Genomic DNA, 25,269 nt, shown 5'->3' with positions numbered 1-25,269 from the left:
AAGAAAAATTTAAGAATGAGTTTATTAGAGGCTTTTTATGAACAAAAGAGTAAAATAGTGTTAGATTAAGATTAGAGTAATTAGACACCTTGTATAGTTACATAAAAATCGTGACAAGAGGGGCGATATATATGCAATATAATAAAAATCAATTCATAAAATCTAATGATAAAAAGATCATGAAAAAAGTAAAGAAACAATGGGTAGTAGTATCCATTGCGACTTTATCTGTTTTGGGTGCATCTGCTTACGGCATGAACAGCGTTTCTGCTAAGGCCGATGACAACTCACAACAAGTGGTTCAATCAGCCAATAATAATCAAAGTAATTCTAATTCTGACGGTAGTTCAGATAATAATAATTCTAATGATTCAGGGGACCAGTCTGCCCAAAATCAGTCTTACTCTAATAATAGTCAACAAGATGATAGCAATTATCAATTAACTAACCGTGATGGAGATAGCTCATCAAGCACCACTGATAATACTGATAACTCAGCGCAATTCAGTCAACAAATTAGTCAAGGTGCTTCTGATGCTTACAACAACAAGGGAAATAACGCAGTTAACTATAGTGGTCAAGCCCAAGACTACTACCAAGCTGGTTATGCTGGTGCTCTTAGTGCAATGAATGCATACAACACTGATACTAAGGGTCAAGGTACAGGTACGCAAGATACAACATACTATGGTAATACACCAAATAAACCACAGGGTTACACTGGTAACACCTCAGATGGTGCTAAAGGTGACAGTGGTGGTGTTAACAATACTACTAATCAAGATACTGGATCGGGTAATAACACTTCATATACAAACGCGCCAACAGATGGTACGCCATTAAGCTACAACACCCCAAGTAACCCTAACCAGGGTGGTGCGGATGATACTAAAGCTGGATACTCTTCTGCTCAAAAGTATCAAAACGCACTTTTAGCCAAGTTGAATAGTGTTAACAACCATAGTGTGCAATTCACTAATGGCTTTACTATCAATGTTCCATCTGCAAATGATGTTTTAATCACCAACGATAGGAACAAGTACGCCCAAAAATCGGGACTATTATCTGCTTTTGATCAAGGGGTCACATACGCATTGACTCAACAAGGTTATGCTGATGCCGAAGCTGGTAAGTGGACAGGTGTTAGAGGTGACGGAACCACAACATCATATGACTTTTATGACAATGGAAATACCGACTTACACAACTCGCAAAATCCATACGACCTCGCGTACATTGGTGCTAAGGATGCCATCAAGGCACAATACGATAGCAAGAACAACTACCTAAAGAACAACTTGCCAAAGGCAATCACATCATCTCAATATGGTTCAGCATATGTTACTGGTTTTAATGATGTTGTAAACAATATCAATCAAGGGATAGCTTATGTTACCAACTCTAACCAATTTGATGCTGTAATGACTAACGGTCAAGCTAACTACTCAACTGGGGGTGGCACTCCAGGTAACATTAAGACAGTTAAGTTAGCTGCCGATGTGGACTTTACCGGTGCACCATTTGCTGGTGAAAATAACAACACTTACAACGGTAATCCTGGTCCATTCACAGTTGATGGTCAATTCCACATGTTGGATATGCACGGTGTTTCATACAGAGTTAATACTGCTTCTCAAATCAATATTCAAAACATTCAAGCACTTTATGGATACAACTACTACGGTCCATTTGCGCCTGCAAGCAGTAATCAAACCCTACACTACAAGAACATCAACTACATTGGTTCTCAATTATTGAGTGCCACTAACAACGATACCTATTTTGCCGGTAACGTTAACGTGTTGGTGCCTCAAGATACTTCCAACCCAACATACTACTCTCCATGGGTAGGTTCTAACGGAGTTGTCGTTGAAGGTGGAGGTAATCAGGAAAACCTTGAAATTAACAACTTCATTCTAGAACCAAATGCTAACTACTTTGGTACAGTTGCTAGATCAACTGGTGCTACTATCATTAACGCCAATGGTAATGTTACTTTAGGACAAGGTTCCAAGATGACATTGATTCCACGTGGTCAAAATAATGGTCAAAGTACTTATGACGGTGGTGACTGGGGAATTTACTTCTCTGGTGGTGGCCAACTAAATGTTAATAAGGATGCCGTTTTGAACATTATTCCAAGTTACTCACAAGCCGGTGGTGGAAATTACTCTGGTGGTGGTATCGCAACTGCGGGTGCAACCACAATTAACGTTAATGGTGGTGCCATTAACTTCCTTACAGATTCAATGCAACCTGGCGTTTACAACCAAGTATTTGACTTTAAGGCCAATACAAACGTTAACGTCCTAAACGGTGGTTTAATTCAAATTAAATTAACTAACAACCCAGGACAAGCTGCTGCATACAACGGTATTATCAACTTTGCTTCTGGTGGATCAATGAACGTTGGTAACCGTGGTAACTTAATCGTTGCTACAGATAGTACCGGTCAAAGAATGACTCCATTCTACGGTAACTTGAACATTAACAACGTTGGTGCCAGCCACGTTGTTTTGGCAAAGAATCCAAATACCGGATCATTTAGTAACAACTCTATCAGTGCATACACCGTATCCGTTGATAACAAGTTGTTCTACTACTTTAACTTGCCTTCAGGTTCAACTAACTACACAGGTGTCGACAGCTCCGGAAACAGCGTTTCTGGGACAATTAGCGACCCTAATAGATTAGAAATTGGTGACGTTCCATCAGTTTCATTCGTAGGTCCTATCAACAAGACCATGAATTCAGACGGAACAGCCACAGTAACTGCTTACGCTAAGATTGCTAAGTACGACCCATCAAATGGTCCAATCTACGTAGGTGTATACGTTGGAGGAAGTTCATCAATTGTCAGATTACCAAACAGATTGATTAACAACCCAGCCACAAACTCAACAATTACAAACGGCAATGCTCCTGCCGATCCAAATCAATACTCAGACACTAAGGTACTACCATCCAACTACCAAGATGGCCAAGTTGTACCAATCACATTCAACATTCCAAAGACATTGGTAAACAACTTATTCACTGGAATGAGACTTACTTATGGAATCAGTTCCGTTGTGCAAGCTACAGATGGTACAACATACACAAATACCACCGAAGGTTACAATAAGGACAGTAACGGTAAGGTTAAGTACGACAGCAATGGGGCTATGCAAACTAGTCAAGGTAATGTTGGTCAAACTAACCAAGGTACTACTGATGGTATCAATGACTCCATCAATGGTAACGGTAACGCCAAGGCTGGTCGTACCTTCAATGTTCAAACCAGTGCTGACTACTTGAGTGGATACGATGGTGCCGTAGCCGGTTATGCTGCATTCGACCCTAATAACCCAGATGCTGATTACACTCAATTAGCTAGTTACAACAACTCAGCTAACCCAGATGCATTCATCAAGGGGTACCAAGAAGCAGCATACCGTGCCGGTCTAACTGCCGCTAGAAACGAAAAGAACTATGGTCAATACAAGAACAAAAGTTACTTAAAGGGTGCTACTGACTACCTATACACTTTAACTGGTCAAAATGGTAAGACTTCATTTGACTCAAGTAATGATCTTAACTTAGATGGTTTCCCAGCCATTGGTATTCAAATTGGTCTTGCTGATAAGAAGGCCATCGATGCATTTAAGAACGATGAAAAAGCTGGTAGTTCATTTACTATCGGTAGTTTCAATGGTTCTGGTTGGAACAGTATCAAAAACGATCCAAACGCTGCAGCTGCATATCTATCAGCCGTAATTGGTTTTAACAACGCTATTACTATGCCTGATTCAACTGCAGATAATCCAGATGCTAACTCAAACCGTCCAGAAACAAACGGTTTCTTAATTGGTAAATCATTGGTAAATGGTGCTAAGTCAAAGACCTTACCACCTGCAACTCCATCATCTGATATTCCAATTCCACCTGCAGGGATTGCTGGATACTACTCAGCACAAGCTGGATTTAACGCTGTTAAAGCAGCCGTTGCCTCAGTATCTGGTAAGGATGTCACAAAGATTAAGGAAGCTCAAGCTAGTGATCCAAGTCAATTGAGTGGAACTACTCAAAAGAACCCAGACGGTAGTGCAATTGACCAAATGGTTTACAAACAAGCTAAGTTTGGTGCATACCAAGCTCTATTAGGTAAACCAGAAACAGGTCTAAACCAACTTCAATTAGCTGGTTACATCAACGCAATCGGACCTATTGCTGCCGCAAACGCAATTAGTGACTTCAAGAATGGATTACCACAAGCCTACGCACAAACAGATAACTCTATTCGTGCAACTACTTACCGTAATGCATACAACCAAGCTCAATCTGCATTTGCCCAAGGTCAAAAAGACGGTCTTGCTGCTGTTCTAGCTAACGCTAGTGCAAGTCATACAGCAAGTGATAGTGCCGCTAACCAAAGTAGTGAAGCTAGTTCTTACAAGATTGGTTACCAAGCTGCCGTTGATGGATACAAGGATGGTTCCGCTGGAACTAACCCAACATCAACCAACAAGGACACCACTCAACCAGCCGTTTACAACTCTGGTTACCAATACGGTATGGACGAAGGTCGTCGTACTGCCGGTGCTAACGACTATGTAAATAACTCAGTTAATACAAGTGTGCAAACTAGTGACTCTAAGTACGCAGATGGTATTGCCGCTGCTACTCAAGGTTACAATGATGCATACAGTCAATCACAAGTTACTCAAAACCCAACTACTACAAGTACCGATCACTCTTACGTAATTGGTTTTAATGCTGGTCTTCAAAAGTACGCAGCAGACGTTCAAGCTCAAAAGGACGCCCAAGGTTACATCGATGGTGCCAACGCCTTTGCTAACAACCAAAAGCTAAGCACTCCATCTGGTCAAACCGCTGCTTACCAAAACAACTACACTGCCGGTTTCAACGCCGCTAGTGCAGGATTGAACACCGCTTTGAGTAACCTAGGTAAGACTAATAAAGATCTAGGAATCGAAGATGCGGGTAACTACACAGCTGACACTGCCGGTGCCACCGCAATTGGTTACTACGCATTCAACGCCCAAAACGTTGGTGCAAAGCAAGCATTCCTAGTGCTTGATGCTCAAGGAAAGAACATCACATCACAAAATAATCCAACAGTTGCATATGGAGCTGCCGTAGACGCATTCTACGGTTCTTTGGCAAACCTTCAAGGAACTACCTACAACGCAACCAACGACACAACTGCACCACTATACCAAGCATTACGTCAATTCATCGACGCTCGTGGTAGCAAGGAATATGCCGATGGATACAATGCATACCTAAAGAGTAATGCTAGTCCAATCAACGGATTCGGTGTTGCTGGATACAACGATGCTAGTGATGGTTTCAACCAAAAGACTGCTCAAAATGGTGCTAACGTTAACTCAGCTGGATACAAGGCTGGTGCAACTCAATACCAAAACTTCCAAGCAGGGGTTAATGCAGCCAACACCGATGCAAGTTCAGAACCAGCTAACATTTCTGCTAACGCCGATTCTGACGATGCATTTAATGCAACCGTACAAGGGTACAGTGATGGTGCATACAATCCAAATTCACAACAAACAACAACTACTCTTACAAACAAGAGCAAGATCTACAAGTTGGCTTACAACCAAGCATTGACTGTTGGTCAACAACTAGGTACACAAGCCTACAATGACTTGGTATATGGTCGAGTAACTGGTGCTACTACACCACAAGATAAGGGTGGTAAGACATTAGCTTACTACGCTGTTATTAACGCAATTCTTGCTGGTTTCCAAGATGGACTATCAGGTTCAAGTAGCAGCAACTCACCACAATACCAAAATGGTTACCAACTAGGTCAAGCTACTTACCAAGCAGCAATTAACACTGCTGCTAACATTTCAACAGCAACTCATGTTAAAAACGACACTAGTTTGCCAACCAGCACTTACGCTAACAACGATGCAAGCAATGCCGTAATCGACGCTTACAACGACATGTTAAGAGGTACTGGTCAAAACCAAAGTGACTTGGACAAGGACAGTATTGTCTACAATGCTTTCTACAACATCCTATTCAACTCACTACAAACTGAATACAACAATGGTCAAAGTGACTTTGATAATCAAACTCCATACACTGGTGCATTCAAATATGATAAGACACCAGCATACAGTGAAGGTTACTTGAACAAGGCACTTGGATTCCAAGCTGGAATCACTGGATCAACTTCTGATTCAGATATGACCAATTACAAGAACCAAGGTTTCATCACCACTGGTCCCGCATTCCAAGCCGGTCTAGCAGAAGGTAAAGCTCAAGCACAAGCCTTCCAAAACGCTAACAACCAATCAAGTCCTGCAACCACAGCAAGTGACGACGTTACTCAAGCTGTCTTTGACGCATTTAACGATGTTAGAAATGGTGGGGTAACTAAGACACCTGCAGACAGTAAATCAAGTCTATACAAGAAGGTTTACTACATTGCTGCTCAAGATGCCGTTACTGCATACACTAATGGTGCAATTGGTTTCGTTAACGGAACTACTAGAACCGATCCAAACAACCCAACTAACCTAGACGGATTCGCATTCCAAAACGGTTGGGACAAGGCTAAGTCAGGTCTATTGACTGCATTTAAGGCAAATAATGCTAAGCCAAGTGAAAACGCCCAAAGTACAGGTTATGTATATGGTAAGAACATCTACACTGGTGCAATGGCTTCAAGTCAACCAGCTGACACTACTACAACTGCCTACAAGGGTTACGTTGCCGCTCAAGCTGCTTTGAAGCAAGCTAAGGACGACTTCGATAATGGTACTAAGGTTGATATTAACAATCTAACCATTCCTTCTGGATACGATAATGGTCAAGCTGAAGCATACAAGGCAATCTACCAAGGTGCTTACTACCAATACAACCAACAATCAATTCCAGCTGGTCAAGATAACGATCTAAGCGAAAATGCATTTAAGCTATCAAGACAAACTAACCAAACTAACATTGGTGCTACTGATTTCGTAAATGGTAAACCTATCCAATCAGATAACAACGAATACATTGATGGATACAACATCGCCAAGTCAGGTTACCAAGATGGTTTGATTAACGGACCTAGCCAACAAACCCAAATGGAAGCTGGTAAGTCCAAGTCATACATCGCCGGATACGATGCTGGTGCTAACAAGCACGATAGCTACGTTAAGGCCGTAAATGATCAAGCTTCAGATGGTAGTCAAACATACGCTGGTGCAAAACAAGCATTGGATGACTACAACAACGCAACTACCGATGCCGCTAAGAACGCGATTGCTGACAAGCAAATTAGCGACAGCGTTAACGCTGAATACGCTAATGCATACAACACAGCATTAAGCCAAGCAAGAGCAAGTGCTACTCAAGGTGCCAATGACTTCATCGGTGGACAAGGTCACGCAAGTCTTCCATACAGTGAACCTCAAAAGATTTACGATCAAGCATACAATGATGCTCAAGTTGGTTTCCAAGCAGGATTAACTGATCCAAACGCAACTGGTGCCAACGCTAGTCAAACTGCCGGAATCCAAGCTGCACAAACTTACTCAGCTGGATACCAAAAGGCTCTATTAGACGCTCAATCTGGTAACTTGAACCCTAATGCTCACCCAGAATTAGTTGGTTACAAGGATGCCATCCAAGCAATCATCGATGCTAATAACAATCAAGTTAACAAGCAAAGCAACTCAGCAGTATACTCAATCGTTGCTTCTCAACAATTAGGTATCAACGATGCAATGACCAAGCTAGCTCAATCAGCATCAACTGCTCAAAAGCTTGGACCAAACGATGCTGTTAACAACAACCAAGTTTCAAGTGCTAGTTCATACAAGACTGGATACAACGCAGTCCTAGATGGTTACCATGACGGTAACGCAAGCACTCAAGTATCAACTGCTAACAAAGACGCTTCTCCTGAAAAGAACAACCCAGCTTACCAAGCAGGTTACAACCAAGGTAATGCTGTTGGTAGAAAAGAAATCGGTGCAACCGACTTCTTGAAGGGTAGCTCAATGGGTGCAGAAGACAATAACTACGAAACTGGTTATACTGATGCCCAAGCAGGTTACTCCGATGGAATTAGTGGTGCTAACAACGCCAACGTTTCTAAGGAATATAACCGTGGATACGCAGTAGGTCAACAAGCTAAGGCCGACTACCAAGCAGCTGAAGGTAAGGCCTCACCAAGTGCAAGTGACTCTAATTCAGACACTTACAAGGGTGTTGCTGACGTAATCGCTTCAGTAAAACAAAATGGTACATTTGCTCCAATTGCCGTTGATTCAAGCCACACTGCAGCATACGTAATGGCTTACAACAAGGCCGGCAATGATGCCATCATTGCTAGTGAAGAAGGTCTATCAGACTTTAAGTCTGGATTGGTTGCAAATCCAAGCAGTCAATCAACAGTTGCTAACCAAGCTGTATATCTACAAGCTTACAACGACGCCACTGCCGGATTTAAGCAAGGACTAAGCACAAACCCAACAAGTGAACCAACTAATCCAAATGCCAAAGCTGGATACGATATGGCTAAGTCCGTTCAAAAGGGTTACCAAGACGCTATGAACGACTTCCTAGCTGGCAAGCGAGACATCAATGCTAACGCCGAACCTGGCTACAAGGACACTATGGGAGCCTTAGTCGATGCTCAAACTAACACTAGAAACACAACTAACACATCACCTCTATACGCAGTGGCATACTCACAAGAAGTCGGTGCTAACGATGGTATCAATGCTGTGAAGAACGATCCAAACACTTCAAGCGATACTTCAGTACCTGCTTCTCGTCAAAACAGCGTTAATGCTAGTGCATACCAATCAGGTTACAAAGGTGCCGTTGATGGTTACAAAGACGGTGCTGCAAGCACTAAGGGTGATTCAACAAACAAGAACGCTAACCAAACAACCGAAGCTGACAACGCAATTTACCAAAACGCCTACAACCAAGGTAATGCTTCTGGTCGTCAACAAGCTGGTGCAAATGACTACACCAAGGGAACTGTTGATCAAAAAGTTAAGCAATCAGATAACAACTACGCAACCGGTGTAAATACCGCTGCTAGTGGTTTCTCAGATGGTAAACAAGCAGGTCAAACTTCAAGTTCTGTTCAACCAACTAATACTGATAAACCTTACGTAACTGGATTCAACCAAGGGGTTGCCACAGCTAGTGGTTCAAATGCCGCAGTTGCTCCAGGTAACAAGGATGATTCAGGATTAACTGGAGATGCCAAGAACGCTTACTACGGTACTAAGGATGGTTACCTAGAAGGTGCCAATGCCGGAAATACCCTTTCAAGCAAGCCTTCTGACAACAAGGGTGCAGATACTCAATCCAACTCATACACCGCAGCTCAACAAGATGCTTACAACGATGCGGTGGCTAAGGCTAACTTAGGTGCTCAAAACGCATTTAGTGGTAACAAGCCAGCTGCCTACTCAACTTGGAACCCTGAACAACAAATGGCTTACGACACTGGTGTTCAAAATGCCCAAAACGGTTACAACGAAGCACAAGCTAACATCAACGCAACCAAACCAAGCAACAATGGTACTAACATGGTTAATACCTTCAATGGTGCTAAGGCTGGTTTCGCCGATGGAACAGTCGGTGCAACTCGTGACATTTCAAAACAACCAGCTGAATACCAAGCTTCTTACAACAAAGCTAAAGCTGCCGCAATGGCTGCTGCTAAGCAAGGGGTTACAGACTTTGCTGCAAATAGCAATAACACTAAGTCAGGTGCAACCGATGCTTTAGGTAACGCTGAAAGTCACGGTTACCAAGCAGCATCACAAGGTTACGATGACGAAAACAATGAAACAACAAGTTCTAACAGCAATCCTTCTTACCAAGCCGGAATCAAGTTGTCTGACGATAAAAATCAAGGTGCAAATGACGCCATCAATTCACCAGACCAAGGCAGTTCTTACAATGGTAGAAATGCTACTCAAAAAGCAGCATATGCCGCAACTGTTAATGGTTACAAAGATGGTGCCAACGCCGTAAATGACAATAGTCAACCAACAGATTCAACTCAAGCCAAAGTTTACACAGATGCATATAGAGATGCATACAGACAAGGTAGAATGCAATCAAGTCTTGGTGCTAGATCATACACTCGTAACAGACCAATGAATGCAGATAATGCATTGAGTGCTGAAGCACAACAAATCGGTTACAAGAAAGCTCAAGCTGGATTTGCTGATGGATTAAACGGTCAAGTTAATACTGATAATCCATCTTACGTAACTGGTAATGACGCCGCCAAATCTGCTCAAATTGGTTTATCAGAAGCTGAATCCGGTAACAAGAATTCACAAAATACAGTTGCAGATACATCATCTTATGCTGATGCTCAAGCTGCTTACAACGACGCTAGTTCAGCTCTTGCAAGTAACCCAGATGACACATCTATTACTCAAACTAACAACACACCTGCTTACCAATACGCTTACAACCAAGCTAAGCAAGATCTAAATGGTCAATACAATGCTGGTAAACAACAATTCTTGAACAAGTATGCATCTGGTACAACCAAAGCTGATACTAGTTCTGCTAAGTCAACCCAAGGAATCAGTGCTATCAACCAAGGTTTCAATGAAGCCGTTAAAGGATTCCAAGATGGTATGAGTGGGGCAAACACTCCATCATTAACAACAAGTGCTGCCACTGCTGGATTTGCTGAAGGACAACAAGCACTAAATGCCGTAAACGAAGTTACTGGTGGTCAAACTACTCCAGATTCTGGTAACAACGATTCTTCATACCAAAAGGCATTTGCCGCAGCCGTTGCTGCTAAGACCGCATTTGATATGAACCCAGATATCCCAAGTAAGGCTCCATCAACTGATGCTAACGCTAATAACCCAGTTTACTCACAAGCTTACAGTGCTACTGTTTACAGTCTTTCAACTGAATACTCAAACGGGGTACAACAACTTCTAAGTGGTCAACCATTACCAGCTAACTCTTCAACTGAATACACTGCTGGTTTCAATGATGCCAACAATGGTTTCGATAACGCTCTAAACGGTCCTAACTATCCAGATACTAACCCTTACGGATACGTAACTTCCGGTGCTCAACAAGGTCTAGCAGTAGGTCAAAGAGCATTGTCTGGTTACAACGCCGCAATGCAAAACAACACCACAGCAACAGCCGACTCAGTTCAAAATGACGCTAACAATGGTGCTACTGCCGGATACAAGGATGCAATTTCTGGTTCAAAGCAAACAGATGAACAATTAGCACAAGCTAGTTTGGCATACAGAAAGGCATATGCTAAGGCTTACGATGACGTTAAGAACGCTGTTCTAACAGGTTCAACTAACTTCGTAAGAGGACAAACTCCTGACAAGTCAAACAGTCAATACTCCAAGATTATGGAAGGATACAACTATGCTTCCCAAGGTTTTGCATATGCTAAGAGTCATCAAAGCAAGGACACAACCGGTTTAACAGATGATCAAAAGAACAACTCATCATTCATGAGAGGGTTCTACGCATATGTTGATGCTGTAATTGGTTATAACGATGCACAAAACGCAACCTCGGATACTGCTTCATACAACGCTCCTTACAAGGAACAACAACGTGGTTACGAAGGAGCAATTGATGGATACAGAGATGGTAAGAACGGAACTGCTCAATACACTAACAATGAAGTCTTCCCAGCCTCACAAGTTGCATACGACCTTGCATACCAAGATGCCAAAGCTAAGGCAACTCAAGGTGCAATCGATGCATTATCAACCAATCCAACAACTGATACTTCACAATTCAAAGCAAAACAATTAGATGCATATCAAACAGGTAAGAACAACGCAGTTACTGGTTACAACCAAGCTAAGTCAGACTTATCTGCTTCCAACATCAACCCATACACTGCAGGAACTGATTCATACAACACCTTCAATGGTGCTCACGATGGTTTCGTAGCAGGAATCAGTGGCAATGGTACACCAGCATCAAACGACCCAGTCTACACAGCCGCTTACAACAAGGCCCAAGCAGAAGCTAGTGCCAATGTTTCAAACGGTGTGGCTGACTTCGCTAAGAATGCTGACGATACCAGCAAGCAAAGTCAAACTGATGCAACTAACCAAGCTTTATATAATGGTTACAACAATGCCAGTGAAGGTTACGCAGCTCAAATTGGTGGTACTACCGACAGTACTAACACCAACGTTGCATACACTGCCGGTGTTCAAATGGCAATCGATAGAGCCAACGGAATCAATGCCGCAATCGCAAATCCTAATGCAACTGCATCAGGATCAGCTGCTGAAGTTGCCGCATTTAACGCAACTATCGCAGGATTCAAGGATGTTATTAACGGTACAACTACCGGTCAAACTCCAAGTTCAAGCGATGCTGCTCAAACCAAGGTTTACTTGGACTCATACGGTCAAGCTCAATCAACAGCTTTAACTAGTGCTTCAAACGGTGCGCAAGCATTTGTTCAAAACACTGGTAAACCAGCAAGTGGTAGTGACTACAATTCAGTTGCTACACTAGCCGGTTACAACCAAGCTAAGAGCGGTCATGATGACTTTGTTGCCAACAAGGCAGCTCAATCATCAACTTCTGCTTACATGACTGGTTACAATGCTGCTAAGTCAGCTGCTAGTGGTTTAGCTGATGCTCAAAACGCAACTAACAGTGGTCAAGGTACCGCATTAGACGCTACTGCATACGGGGATGCTCAAACAGCATACACAGATGCATTCAACTATGTAACTGCAAACCCACAAGACACTTCAGCTCAAACATTTGCTAACAAGTCAACTGCATATAACGATTCATACAATGCAGCTAAGACTTACCTACAAGGTCAATACGTTGCGGGTCAAAACCAATTCGTTAACCAATACGCAAATGGAAACAGCTCAGCTAACCTAAGTGGTGTTGCTTCAACTCAAGCTCAAACATTGGTTAACCAAGGATTCAATGACATGCTAAGTGGTTACAACGAATCCATTAATGGTAATAACCTAAACGGTAGTGCAAGTTCATCAGACAACCCAGTTCAAAAGGCTGGATTTGCTGAAGGACAACTTGTATTGAAGGCTGCTAACCAAGTAGCTAACGGAAACACTACCGGTGATACAGGAAACAATGACGCAATTTACCAAAAGGCGTTAACCGCAGCTAACGTTGCTAAGACCGCATTTGATGCTAACCCAGACATTTCAGATATCGTCGCTACAAGTGATAGCAACTCTTCAACTGCTCCATACACTAATGCTTACAAGGCAACTGTGGATCAAATGAAGGTTAACTACCAATCAGGTATTTCACAATACCTAAGCGGTCAAGCTACTCCATCAAATGTACCTAGTGAAGTAACACAAGGTTACAACGATGCTAAGACAGGTTACGCTACGGCAATGCAAGGTTCAACAATGGCAACCAATGCTACAAGTGGTGTTCAAGCTGGTTTCAACCAAGGACAACTTGTATACAACGGATACACTAATGCCATGAACAACCAAGGTAGTGCCGGAAGTCAAAACCAACACCAAGTTGATGGTTACAACGGTGCTTCCGATGGTGTGACCGCTGCAATGACTGCAGGTGGCACTATTCAAAGTGATGCTCAATTGAAGGCAGCTGGTAAGTCATTCGATTACATCCAAGCTTACGACAAAGCTGTTAACGAAGCTCAAAACTCAAGATCAATTGGGGCACAACAATACCTATCAGGTCAAAGCAGACCAACAGGTACTACTCAAATTGAACAATCTAAGGCGCAAGGTTATGACGATGCTAAGGCAGGTCATGATGCCGCAGCTAACGGTGCAACTCCTACAGCCAATCAAAAGGCTAACAAGGAATTCATGGCCGGTTACACTTCATACTCAAACAGTATGAACGGTTATGACGCATACGAAAACGGTGGTCAATTAGATCCAAACGCCAGCCAAGGTCAAAAGGATGCTTACGATGGTGCTCAAGCAGGATACTTAGCCGGACCAAACGGCAAAGGTATTCCTGACATGACTGGTAAGTCACCAGCCTACATCGATGCATTCAAGAAGGCATACGAAAAGGCCAAGGAAATCGCTAACCAAGGTGCTCAAGATGCAATGACTGGCAAAGACAATAGTCAAAGCAACTGGAGTGCTCCACAAAAGGCTGCATACAATGCAGGTAAGCAAAATGCGACAGACGCATACAACGCAACCAAGGCTAATATTGGTGCAAACAACACTTACCCAGATGGCTCAGATGGTTCTGAAGCATTTAATGGTGCCAAGGCTGGATTCAGTGCCGGAACAAGTGGTACTGATGCTGACCTAACTGGTAAATCAGATGTTTACAAGGCTGCATACGAAAAGGCTAGACAAGAAGCACTAGATGCCGTTCAAAAGGGTCAAGCAGCTTTCCAACGTGGTGACATTAACCCTGCAAGTTCAGGTCAAGATGCATTGAGTGTTGCTCAATCTAATGGTTACAACCAAATGCAAAAAGGTTTCAATGATGCCAACGCAAATCCTCAAACCATTGATCCTAACAACCACGATGCTTCATACTTAGCTGGTAAAGCAATGTCAGACCAAGTTAAACAAGGTGTGGCTGACGCTAATGCTAACGGTTCAATTACCGACTATGGTAAGGATGGTTCTAAGACTCCAGCCCAAGTTGCCGCATACAATGCCGCTGTTAACGGATACTACGCTTCAGTTAACGGATACAAAGACGGTGCTAGTGGAGATAAAGAACACAGTAACCCAATTAATCCAGCTCAAGCCGCTGCTTACAACTATGTATATCAATTAGCATGGAATAATGGTGGCGCTCAAGCGATGGAAGGTGCTAAGAACTACGAAAGTGGTAACCAACCATCAACTGATGAAGGTATCAAGTCACTTGCTCAAAACATCGGATACAACGATGCAAAACGTGGACATGATGACTTTGCTAACAACAAGCAACCAACTGGCAATGTTACCGCCGCATACACAATGGGTCGTGACATGGCTAAGGCTGCTCAAGATGGATTAGCAGATGCTATCAATGGTCAAAACATCGCAAGTGCTTCCAAGCAACCAAGTGCTTACAATGATGCACAACAAGCTTACAAGGATGCCGCAAGTGCTGTTTCATCTAACCCAGATAATCCAGCCGGATTACCTGCAAGTAAGTCAATTTCTTACCAAGATGTATACAACAAGGCAGTTTCATCATTACAAACTCAATACCAAGAGGGTGCTGGTCAATTTGGTTCACAATACTCAAATGGTAAGAGTTCAGCCGATGAAACCTCAGTTAACTCAGATCAAGCAAAACAATTGCTACAACAAGGATTTGACGAAGCTAAGGCTGGTTATCAAGAAGCTCTTAATGCTGCTAAGAATGCCGATGGTACTTTGAACCTAAACGTTCAACCAGGTGCTAACGACAGCAGTGCTAAGAAGATTGGATTCAACCAAGCATTGACTGCACTAGCTGCAGCTCAAAACGTTGCCAACGGTGAAATCCAACAATCACAAACTGGTCCAATGTACAATACTGCATTTGAAGCAGCTACTGCTGCTAAGCAAGCATTGCACAACAACCCAGATGCTGATGTTAACCTTCCATCAACTGATCCAAACAGCAACAACCAAGTTTACAAAGACGCATACAGTGCTGCGATGACTCTAATGAAGCAACATTACAACCAAGGTTACAATGACTTCATGGCAGGTAAGTCCGCACCTACTGGTGACACTCAAGCCGATATTGATGGTTACAACAACGCCAAGGCTGCTTACGCTCAAGCATTGAAGAGTCAACCATTGAGTGGTTTGACATACCAAGACGCTAAGAGTCAACAAGCATACGCTGCAGGTCAAAAGGTTGTTAATGGATACAGGGATGCATTCAACAAGCAAAACGAAGATACCACTAAGGATTCAAGTGATGCTTACCAAGCAACTAAGGATGCTTACAGTGATGCAAACGCCAACACCAAGCGTGATTTGAGCAAGGCATCATTAGACTATGTCACTGCTTACAACTACGCTATGAAGAAGGCAAATGATGAAAGAAATGACGGTGCTTCTCAATTCGTATCTAAGGGAACTACCGACTTCGGTAGTCAAACATTGGCAAACGATGCTCAAAACAATGGTGCAGCTGCTGCTCAAACTGGTAAGCAAGACGCTAAGGACAACAAGTCAACTAACGCTTCAACTGATAGTGCTTACCTAATTGGTTTCAACTCACTTTCAGGTGCTACTGATGGTGCTGAAGATGCTAAGAACGGTAACTCAATCAAGAGTGCTGATGAACTATCTAAGGATGGCAAGGATCAAAACTACATCAATGCCTACACTGATGGTTACAACGGTACTAAGGCCGGATACACTGACGGTCAAGATGACAACCCACAAGCTGACTTGAGTCAACAAAGTCAATCTTACAAGGATGCATACAACAACGCATACAACGATGCTAAGTCAATCGCCAACCAAGGTGCATTGGATCAACTTGCTGGAAAGAATAACCCAAGTGGTTACAACACTCTACAACAAGCCGCATACAATGCCGGTCAAAGCAATGCCCAAAGTGCTTATGCATGGGCTCACGATGACGTTAACAACAAGAACAAGTTCATTAATAACTCCGATGCTTCAGAAGTCTTTAACGGGGCTCAAGCCGGATTCTCTGATGGAAAACTAGGAAATGTTGCTAATGTTACTTCACAAACCGCTGCTTACCAAGCTGCATACAACAACGCTAGAAGCCAAGCTGGAGCTCAAACTGTTCAAGCAATCAAGGACTTCCAAGCTGTTAAGGATACAACTTACAATGCAGACCAAGGTAAAAACGATGCAGAATCAATTGCTTACACTAATGCATACGATCACATCAAGGCTGGTTTCAATGACCAAATCAACCAAACTGCATTAGTTGACACTACTGGTAAGGATTCATCATACAAGGCTGGTACTCGTATGGCTAAGGATGTTCAACTAGGTATCTCTGATGCTTCGAACAACCCAAGTCGTCCAGATTACGTCGGTACCGATACTCAAAAAGCTGCTTATGCAGCAACTCGTGATGGATACCACGACGGTAGTTACAACAGTAATACTACAATGGATTCATCATTAGCTCCTCAAAAGTACGCATACGATTATGCTTACAAGTTGGCTAAGGCTAGTGGTTTGAATTCAGCAAGCAACGGTGCCAATGTTTACATCCAAGCTGATGCTCAAGTACCAGCAATTACAGCTGATGGCATTGCTCAACAAAAGGGTTACAATGACGCCCAAGCTGGATATCAAGCATACCTAAGCAACCCAAGTGGGAGCGTAGACACTAGTCAAACTAAGGCATATCAACTAGGTTATACAGCCGCTAAGGAATCCAGAAATGGTATCGCCACATTTAACGGATTGACCAACCCAACTGCAACAACCACTGATCCAAACACTAATGCAAGTGCAAATGACCAAGATGGTTTCAACGGTGCTCGTGACGGATACTTCGCTGGAATTGCTCGTCAAACTAAGCAAGTATTCGATACCCGTTCAAGTCAATCACGTGCTTACCAAGACGCGTACGATGCAGCTTACGACTCAGCTAGAGCCAAGGCCCAAGCTGGTGCAATTGATAAGTTCGCTGGTCAAAACAACTCACAAACTAGTTGGACTCAAGCTGATCAAAATGCATACGCATATGGTCAACAAGTTGCCGATAAGGCATACAACGATGCCAACACCAAGCAAAATGCCAATGCATACACCGCAATTAACGATGCAACAGATGCTTACAGTGGTGCTAACGCCGGATTTGCTGATGGTACTTTAGGTAACAACAACTACCCAAGTGACACTTCAGCTAAACCAGTCTACTGGGCTGCATACAAGAAGGCTCAACAAGCTGCTGTGAATGCTGCAGTTAATGGTGTTACTGAATTTGCTGCTGGTGCTAGTCAACCAGCTAGTGTAAACAATACTGATCAAGTATCTAACGCTGAAAACTACGGATTCAACCAAGCTCAATCTGGTTACTCAGATAAGATGAGTCTAGGTGATCCAAATAGTTCTAACGTTTCATACATGGCTGGTTACAACTTGGCAACCGACCAATCAAATGGTATGAATGATGCCCAAAGTGGTACTCGTACTGATAGTAAGGCACTATACAGTAAAGATGCTTACAATGCCGCATACGATGCAGCTGTTAATGGTTTTGCTGATGGTAGCAAGAATGTAAATACCAACAGTAATCCAACGAATGCAGCTCAATCATTGGTATACAATGCCGTATACGGAATTACATCTCAATTAGGTACAGCCGCTGCTAAGTTAGGTGCTGTCGCTGCTCTAATGGGTAACGCCAACACTACTAACAAGGACATTCAATCACTTGCATTTAGCCAAGGTTACAACGACGCAACTAAGTCAAAACAAGATGCATTTAACAACTACAAACAAGCACACGGTACAGACACTGGTAATTACACTCAAGCATACAATGGTGTAACTGATGCAATTAACGACGTGTTGAATAACCAACCTCAAAAGGTTTCAAGCAACACTAACGTTTACAACTCTGGATACTCAAACGTATACCGTTACGCTACTAACCTTGCTCAAACCGGTGCATTGAACTACTTGAATAACACTTCTGCTACTCAAAGTACCAATGCTGATACCGACATCTACAACAAGGGTGTTAGCGATGCAACCGGTGCTTACAACGCAGCCGTTAGTGATCCTAACCAAACTGAACCAAGTTCATACGTATCAGGTGGTAACGCCGACAAGACATTCAATGGTGCTTCACTAGCATTTAACGAAATTGCTGTTGGAAACACTTCACTAGGTACTAACGGAAATACTGATCCAGTATTTACTGCCGCATACAACAAGGCACTAAATGATGCTAAAACTTACGTAAACCGTGGGGCAGTCGCATTCGGTAAGTTGACTGGATTTAACGATGTAATCAACACCGTTCATAACCAAGTTGCTTACAGTAATGCAATTGTAAGTGGTTATGTTGCTGCTCAAAGTGCTTACGTTGCTGCACAAGCTAACATGAATGATACTCATTCAAGTGATAGTGCTTACGATCAAGCTTACAGTGGTGCTGCCGCTGCCTTTAACAATGTTGTTAACGGAAACGAAAGTGACACTACTGCTAAGGATGGTAAGTCAGATGTATTCCAAGCAATGTACGATCGTGCATTGAGTCATGGAATTGCTCAATCCAAGAAGGGTGCAATTGCCTTTGCTAACGGTAAGAACCAATCAACTGCTGGTGACTCAAATGCCAAGATGTACAACAAGGGTTACTCTGATGCACAAACTGCTTACGCAGCCGCTCAAAGTGATCCAAGTCAAGCTAGTCAACACGCTAACGATACCAATAGTGACAATGCCTACAAGGGTGCCGCAGCCGCATTTAACGATGTGACAAACGATACTCCAGGTGCTCACCGTGATAACGATAGTGTTGTTTACAAGGCTGTCTACGACAAGGCATTGGCCGAAGCTCAACAAAACGCCACTGCTGGTGCCAACGCTAGATTAACTAACGTTGCTCTAAGCGACGGTGTTAAGAACATGGCCAACACCGCAGCTAAGAATGCATTCACAACTGGATTCAACGATGCTGATAAGGGTTATGCAGCTGCTCAAAACGATATGACTCAATCAAGTGCACATGGTACAACCAGCAACCTTGATAGCACATATCGTGGTGCCGCAGCCGCATTCAATGATGTTGTAAACAACACCATCAATGCTGGTAAGAACGCCGACAGTAGTTCTGTATATCAAAACGCCTACAACATGGCATTGGCTGAAGCAGTTGCTCATGCTAATGATGGTGCTCAAGCATTCTCCAATGGTCAAACATTAACTGATAGCTTGAAGAACCTACCAAACGATTCAGCAAAACGTGCATTCACAACTGGATTTAACGATGCTAAGAATGCTTATGCAGCCGCAACTGCTAACCCAGCAGATACCACTCATACTAGTCAAAGTAACTTTGACGAAACATTCCGTGGTACAGCTGACGCATACAAGGCTGTAGCAAGCCATAAGTCATCTGATGCCGGTAAGGCTTCAGATACTAACAAGGCTTACACCGCTGCTTACAACAAGGCATTTGCAGAAGCTACTAACTTTGCTCAAACTGGTGCAATTGACTTCGGTAAGAGTGTCAATCCAACACTTGGTCGTACCCAATTTGGTAATAACCAGGCTGCTAAGACCGTTTACTCAACTGGATACAATGACGCTAAGGTAAGTTATGCTAAGGCACAATCTAACCCAAGTGATCAAGGTAATCACACAAGTCAAAGCAACACCGATGAAGCATACAATGGTGCTGCCGCAGCATTTAACGATGTTGCTAACAACCAAGCTGGTAAGAATGCCACAAATGGCAACCCAGTTTACGCATCAACTTATGCTCGTGCATTGAACGAAGGTAAGGCAATCGCAAGTAAGGGTGCTCAAACTGCACCACTTGGAAATGACGCAGTCAACCAAGCACTTGCAGTCTACAAGAACAACCAAGCAGCTCAAAAGATGTTCAACACCGGTGTAACCAACGCTAACGCTGCTTACGCTGCTGCAAGAACCAACCCTAACAACACAATCAATCACAACACTTCAAGTGATTACGATGAAGCTTACAAGGGTGCTGCTGCCGGATTCAATGATGTTGCAAGTGACCAATTTAACAGTCAATTTGCTAACGATACCAACCCTGTTTACCAAAACGCTTACACTAAGGCTGCAAACGAAGCTACTGCTTACGCAACTCAAGGTGCTATCCTAGGTAACACTCCTGGTAAGCAAATCACTGACGGTTTGAATGGTTCAACTGACCAAGCCGTAATCAACGCCGTAACCTCTGGTTACAACGATGCTTACACTGGTTACGTTTCAGCTATCCAAGATCCAAGCAAGAACTTCAACCATACTTCAAACAGTAATGTCGATAAGTCATACAGCGGTGCTGCTGCTGCATTTAACGATATTGCCGGAAACAATGGTAAGGCTAGTCGTTCAATCAGCTCAGATCCTGTATACACAACTGCTTACGACAAGGCATACGCACTTGGTTTGCAATACCAAAACCAAGGTGCCGCTGATGCCGCTAACAATGTCGATGAACAAACTGGTATCGCTGCATTGAACGGTAATCAAGGTTTGATTGACGTATACGACCGTGGTTACAGAGATTCAGGCGATGGTTACAAGCTTGCTCAACAAAACAGAAATGATCAAGCTAACCACACATCAGACAGTAACTCCGATGTATCATACAACGGTGCTGCTGCCGGATTCACCGACACAATCAACGGTGAAGTTGGTAAACATCAAAACGATAACCAAACACCAACTTATCAAAATGCCTACACTCGTGCCGTAAAGGAAGCCCAAGCACAAATCCATCAAGCAACACTTGATTTCAACAATGGTTTGAATAGAGATACTCAAGCTCAACAAATCAGTGCTGGTTCTGATAAGGATGCTTACGTAACTGGTTACAACAACGCTAGTGACGTATACAAGAGCGTCCAAGACTCAGGTGAAAACGATGGTAAACACACATCAGACAGTGTTAACGATGAACAATACCGTGGTGCAATGAACGCATTCACAGATGTCATCAATGGCACTCCTGGAGCTAACGCTTCAACTGATAGTGTGGCTGCTGGTGAAAAGGAAAACACTAGTGATGTTTACGCCAGTGCTTACGCTAAGGCTCAAGTCGAAGCCACTCAAGATGCATTGAATGGTGCAACTAACTTCATCTCACCAAATGCCGCTGGTAATGCTCCAACTGCTGCTGGTAAGTTGAAAGCTTACGACAAGGGTGCAAGTGATGCACAAAGTGCTTACGAATTAGCTCAAAATGATAGAACTCAAGGTTCAACTCATTCAACTGACAGTAACTTTGATGTTGTCTACACCAACGCTGTTGCTGGTTTCAATGATGATATCAACGACCCATTAGCACCTGCTAAGAGTGGCAACGACCTAGCAACATTGACTTATAACAAGGCATTAGCACAAGCTAAGCAATCAGCTCTAAACGGTGTATTGGCATTCAACAACGATGATCATGATGCTGCATTGGCTAAGGAAGCTAAGCCAAGTGATAGGGATGCATTCAATATTGGATACAACCAAGCACAAAGTGGTTTCACTGCTGCTGAAACTAACTACTTGGATGCCGCTCATCACGACACTAACTCTTACGCTGATCAGGTCTACATCAATGCTGCTAAGGCATTTAAGGATGTTAACGACAGAACTGGTCAAGCTAAGGAAAATGTCGTAAATGATGTTGCAGGATCTGCTTACAACAAGGCCTTCAATGAAGCATTCAACACCGCAAACAATGGTGCTGATGATTCAGTTAAGGGTGCATCACAAGCTACCAATGTTGCTCAATACGCTGGCAAGAAAGCATTGACTGATGCTTACAATGCTGGATACGCTGATGCAACTAAGGCTTACGCCGATGCTGAAAACGACCACAGTAAGGCAAACGATCATACTAACGATAGTAACTACGATCGTGTCTACCGTGGTGCCGCACTTGGATTTGGTGATATTATCAACCATCAACCTGGTCAAAACGCTAAGGTTGATTCCAACAAGGCATTCGTTGATGCTTACAACAGAGCATCACAACAAGCATTCGAAAAAGCTCATGATGGTGCTATCGATGCCAACGGTCCAAAGCAAGCTCGCCAATTGAACACTAATGCTGACAAGCAAGCTTACCAAGTTGGTTTCAATGACGCTACAAACGGATACAGTGAGGCGCAAGGTAATCCTGATGATAAGGCCAAAGCTGATGAAACAACCAATGCTGGTCTAGCATATGCTGGAGCTGCTGCCGCATTTAACGATGTCGCAGATGGCAAACCAGGTGAACATGGTCAAACAATTTCAGATCTTGTTTACCAAAATGCTTACAACAAGGCATTGGCTGAAGGTAAGGCTAACGCAAATAGCGGTGCCACTGCATTTGGTCTTGGACACACACTAAGTGATGACACTAAGCAATTTGCAAGTTCAGGCGCTAAGGTTAAGGATTACACCAAGGGTTACAATGATGCTCAAGCCGCATTTGCCGCAGCTCAAGTCGACGCAAGTCAAGTCGACCAACACAAGAGTGGCAGTGATTACGATGAAGTTTACTCCGGTGCTGCTAACGCCTTTAACGACGTTTCCAACCATACAGTTGGTCAACACAGAAACGACTCAAATAATCCTGCATACGTTGCCGCATACGACAAGGCATTAACTTCTGGTCAATCAAACACCCAAGATGGTGCTTTGACATACTTGACTGACAGCCAAGACTACGACCACAAGATGGCTTCATTCACTACCCAAGCTGAAAAGAATTCATTTGCAACTGGATTTAACGATGCTAAGAAGGGTTACGAATTAGCACAACAAAATCCAATGCTTCAAAGTCATATCGATCAAAATGATCTAGATGACACTTACCGTGGTGCAGCAGCCGCATTTAACGATGTTAAGAACGGAACTGCAGGACAACACGCTAAGAGCGAAGATAATCCAATTTACCAAAAGGCATACGACAAGGCATTAACCGAAGCCATGAATTCATTCACCGATGGTGCTAACGAATTCAATGACAACAAGCCAAACTCCGCAAGTGGTGTTGACGCAAACAGTCTAGACCACACCAAGGGTTACAACGATGCTAAGGCTCAATACGAAAAGGTCTTAGTAGATGGCGATGATAACCTACCTGACAATGCAAACCCTGCACAAAAGATTGGTTACCAAAAGGCTAAGTCAGTCGTTGCCGGAATTATCGACGCAACCAGTGGTAATAAGCAACAATCAGATGATCCAAACTATGTATTGGGTTACAATTCTGCTCAAGCCGCATTGCGTGATGGTCAAGCATTTGCTCAAGCAAACGGTAAGTTTGATAACGTAAATGACATTCCAGTACCTGATGGATTAGATCCAGATGCATACCGTCAAGTATTTGCCGGTGCTTACGAAGGTTACAAGACTGGTGCGGGACTACATCCTAAGAACCCAAGTCAAACTAACCCAGCATTCGTAAATGCATACAACAATGGTTACAACAAGGCTGCAAACGATATTCCAGCCCAAGAAGATTACCTATACAACAGTAAGAAGACTAACTTCAACAGTAGAACCGACAAGAACTCGTATGAACAAGCATACAAGCAAACTGGTGATGGTTTCGCTGATGGAATTAAGAATATCGAAATGCAAAATCCTGATTCTGGTTACTACGTAAATGGTTACAAGGCTGCAAAGGTTGCACTTGCTGCAATGAAGAAGGCTAAGACTAAGGTTCAATTAACTAATGCCCAACTAAATGCATTAGGTGGTAAGACGTACGTCAACGCCTTTAACGGATACCGTCAAGGTGTTAAGGCAGCTCAAGCAAGTGCTCGTACTCACAAGAAGTTAACTGCTAAGCAATTAGCTGCTAAGGGTCAAGTATTCGCATACACTTACAACCAAGGATTCAAGATTGAAACAGCCCGTCAAACTAAGATTGGTAAGAAGTACGGAAGTGCCCGCGCAATCAAGCGTAGTCCAATTCCAATGAGTATTACCAAGAATCACTCAGCTGCATATGCTAAGGCATACGTCGCAGAGTACAAACGTCAATTCAAGGCTCACATGCCAAGATATATTTACAACGTTAAGACCATCTTTACTCACAGAAGAACTAAGTTCTCCAAGAGTTCAAGAGTTGTTAAGTACAAGTACTCAAGAAGATACAACGCACATGTCTTTAAGGTTATCGGTATCAAGTACTACAAGAACCGTGTACCAAGATATGTTGTATCCGGTGGTCGTCTAGTAACCGCTGGTCAAATGGTCCAAGATGCATATTACCGTGGTAATACTGCTAAGACTACTAAGAACAGTGGTAACAAGAAGACCAAGAACAAGCCAATGGTATTCCGTGTAATTAAACCTACCGGAGCATTGATCCATACAAGTAAGAAATACACTAAGCACAATGTAATCAGAAGAGTTCGTCAAGGACAATTGATTCACGTTGTTAAGGTTGTTAAGTACTATGGATTGACAAGACTATACCTAGGACACAACAGATACTTTACTTCAAACAAGACCTTTGTTAAGAAGGTAAGATAGTCGAAAAAAAGACCTAGCAATTTTGCTAGGTCTTTTTTGTACATATTGTTCATAAATTTTAAATTTTTCTTAAGTCTATACGAGATGA

General features: G+C 43.0%; 1 protein-coding gene. It reads left to right on the top strand.

Annotated features, from left to right (window positions below; translation table 11 throughout):
- Positions 1 to 131 precede the first annotated feature (131 nt).
- Positions 132 to 25,181, top strand: coding sequence for a DUF5776 domain-containing protein (locus K5Q07_RS04765; protein ID WP_220729950.1), 25,050 nt, complete (start codon positions 132 to 134; stop codon positions 25,179 to 25,181).
- Positions 25,182 to 25,269: the final 88 nt, after the last annotated feature.

The sequence above is a fragment of the Apilactobacillus zhangqiuensis genome, from assembly GCF_019656215.1.
Taxonomy (GTDB): domain Bacteria; phylum Bacillota; class Bacilli; order Lactobacillales; family Lactobacillaceae; genus Apilactobacillus; species Apilactobacillus zhangqiuensis.
The sequence above is the reverse complement of the archived record's forward strand: the minus strand, read 5'-3'. Positions and strand labels throughout refer to the sequence as shown.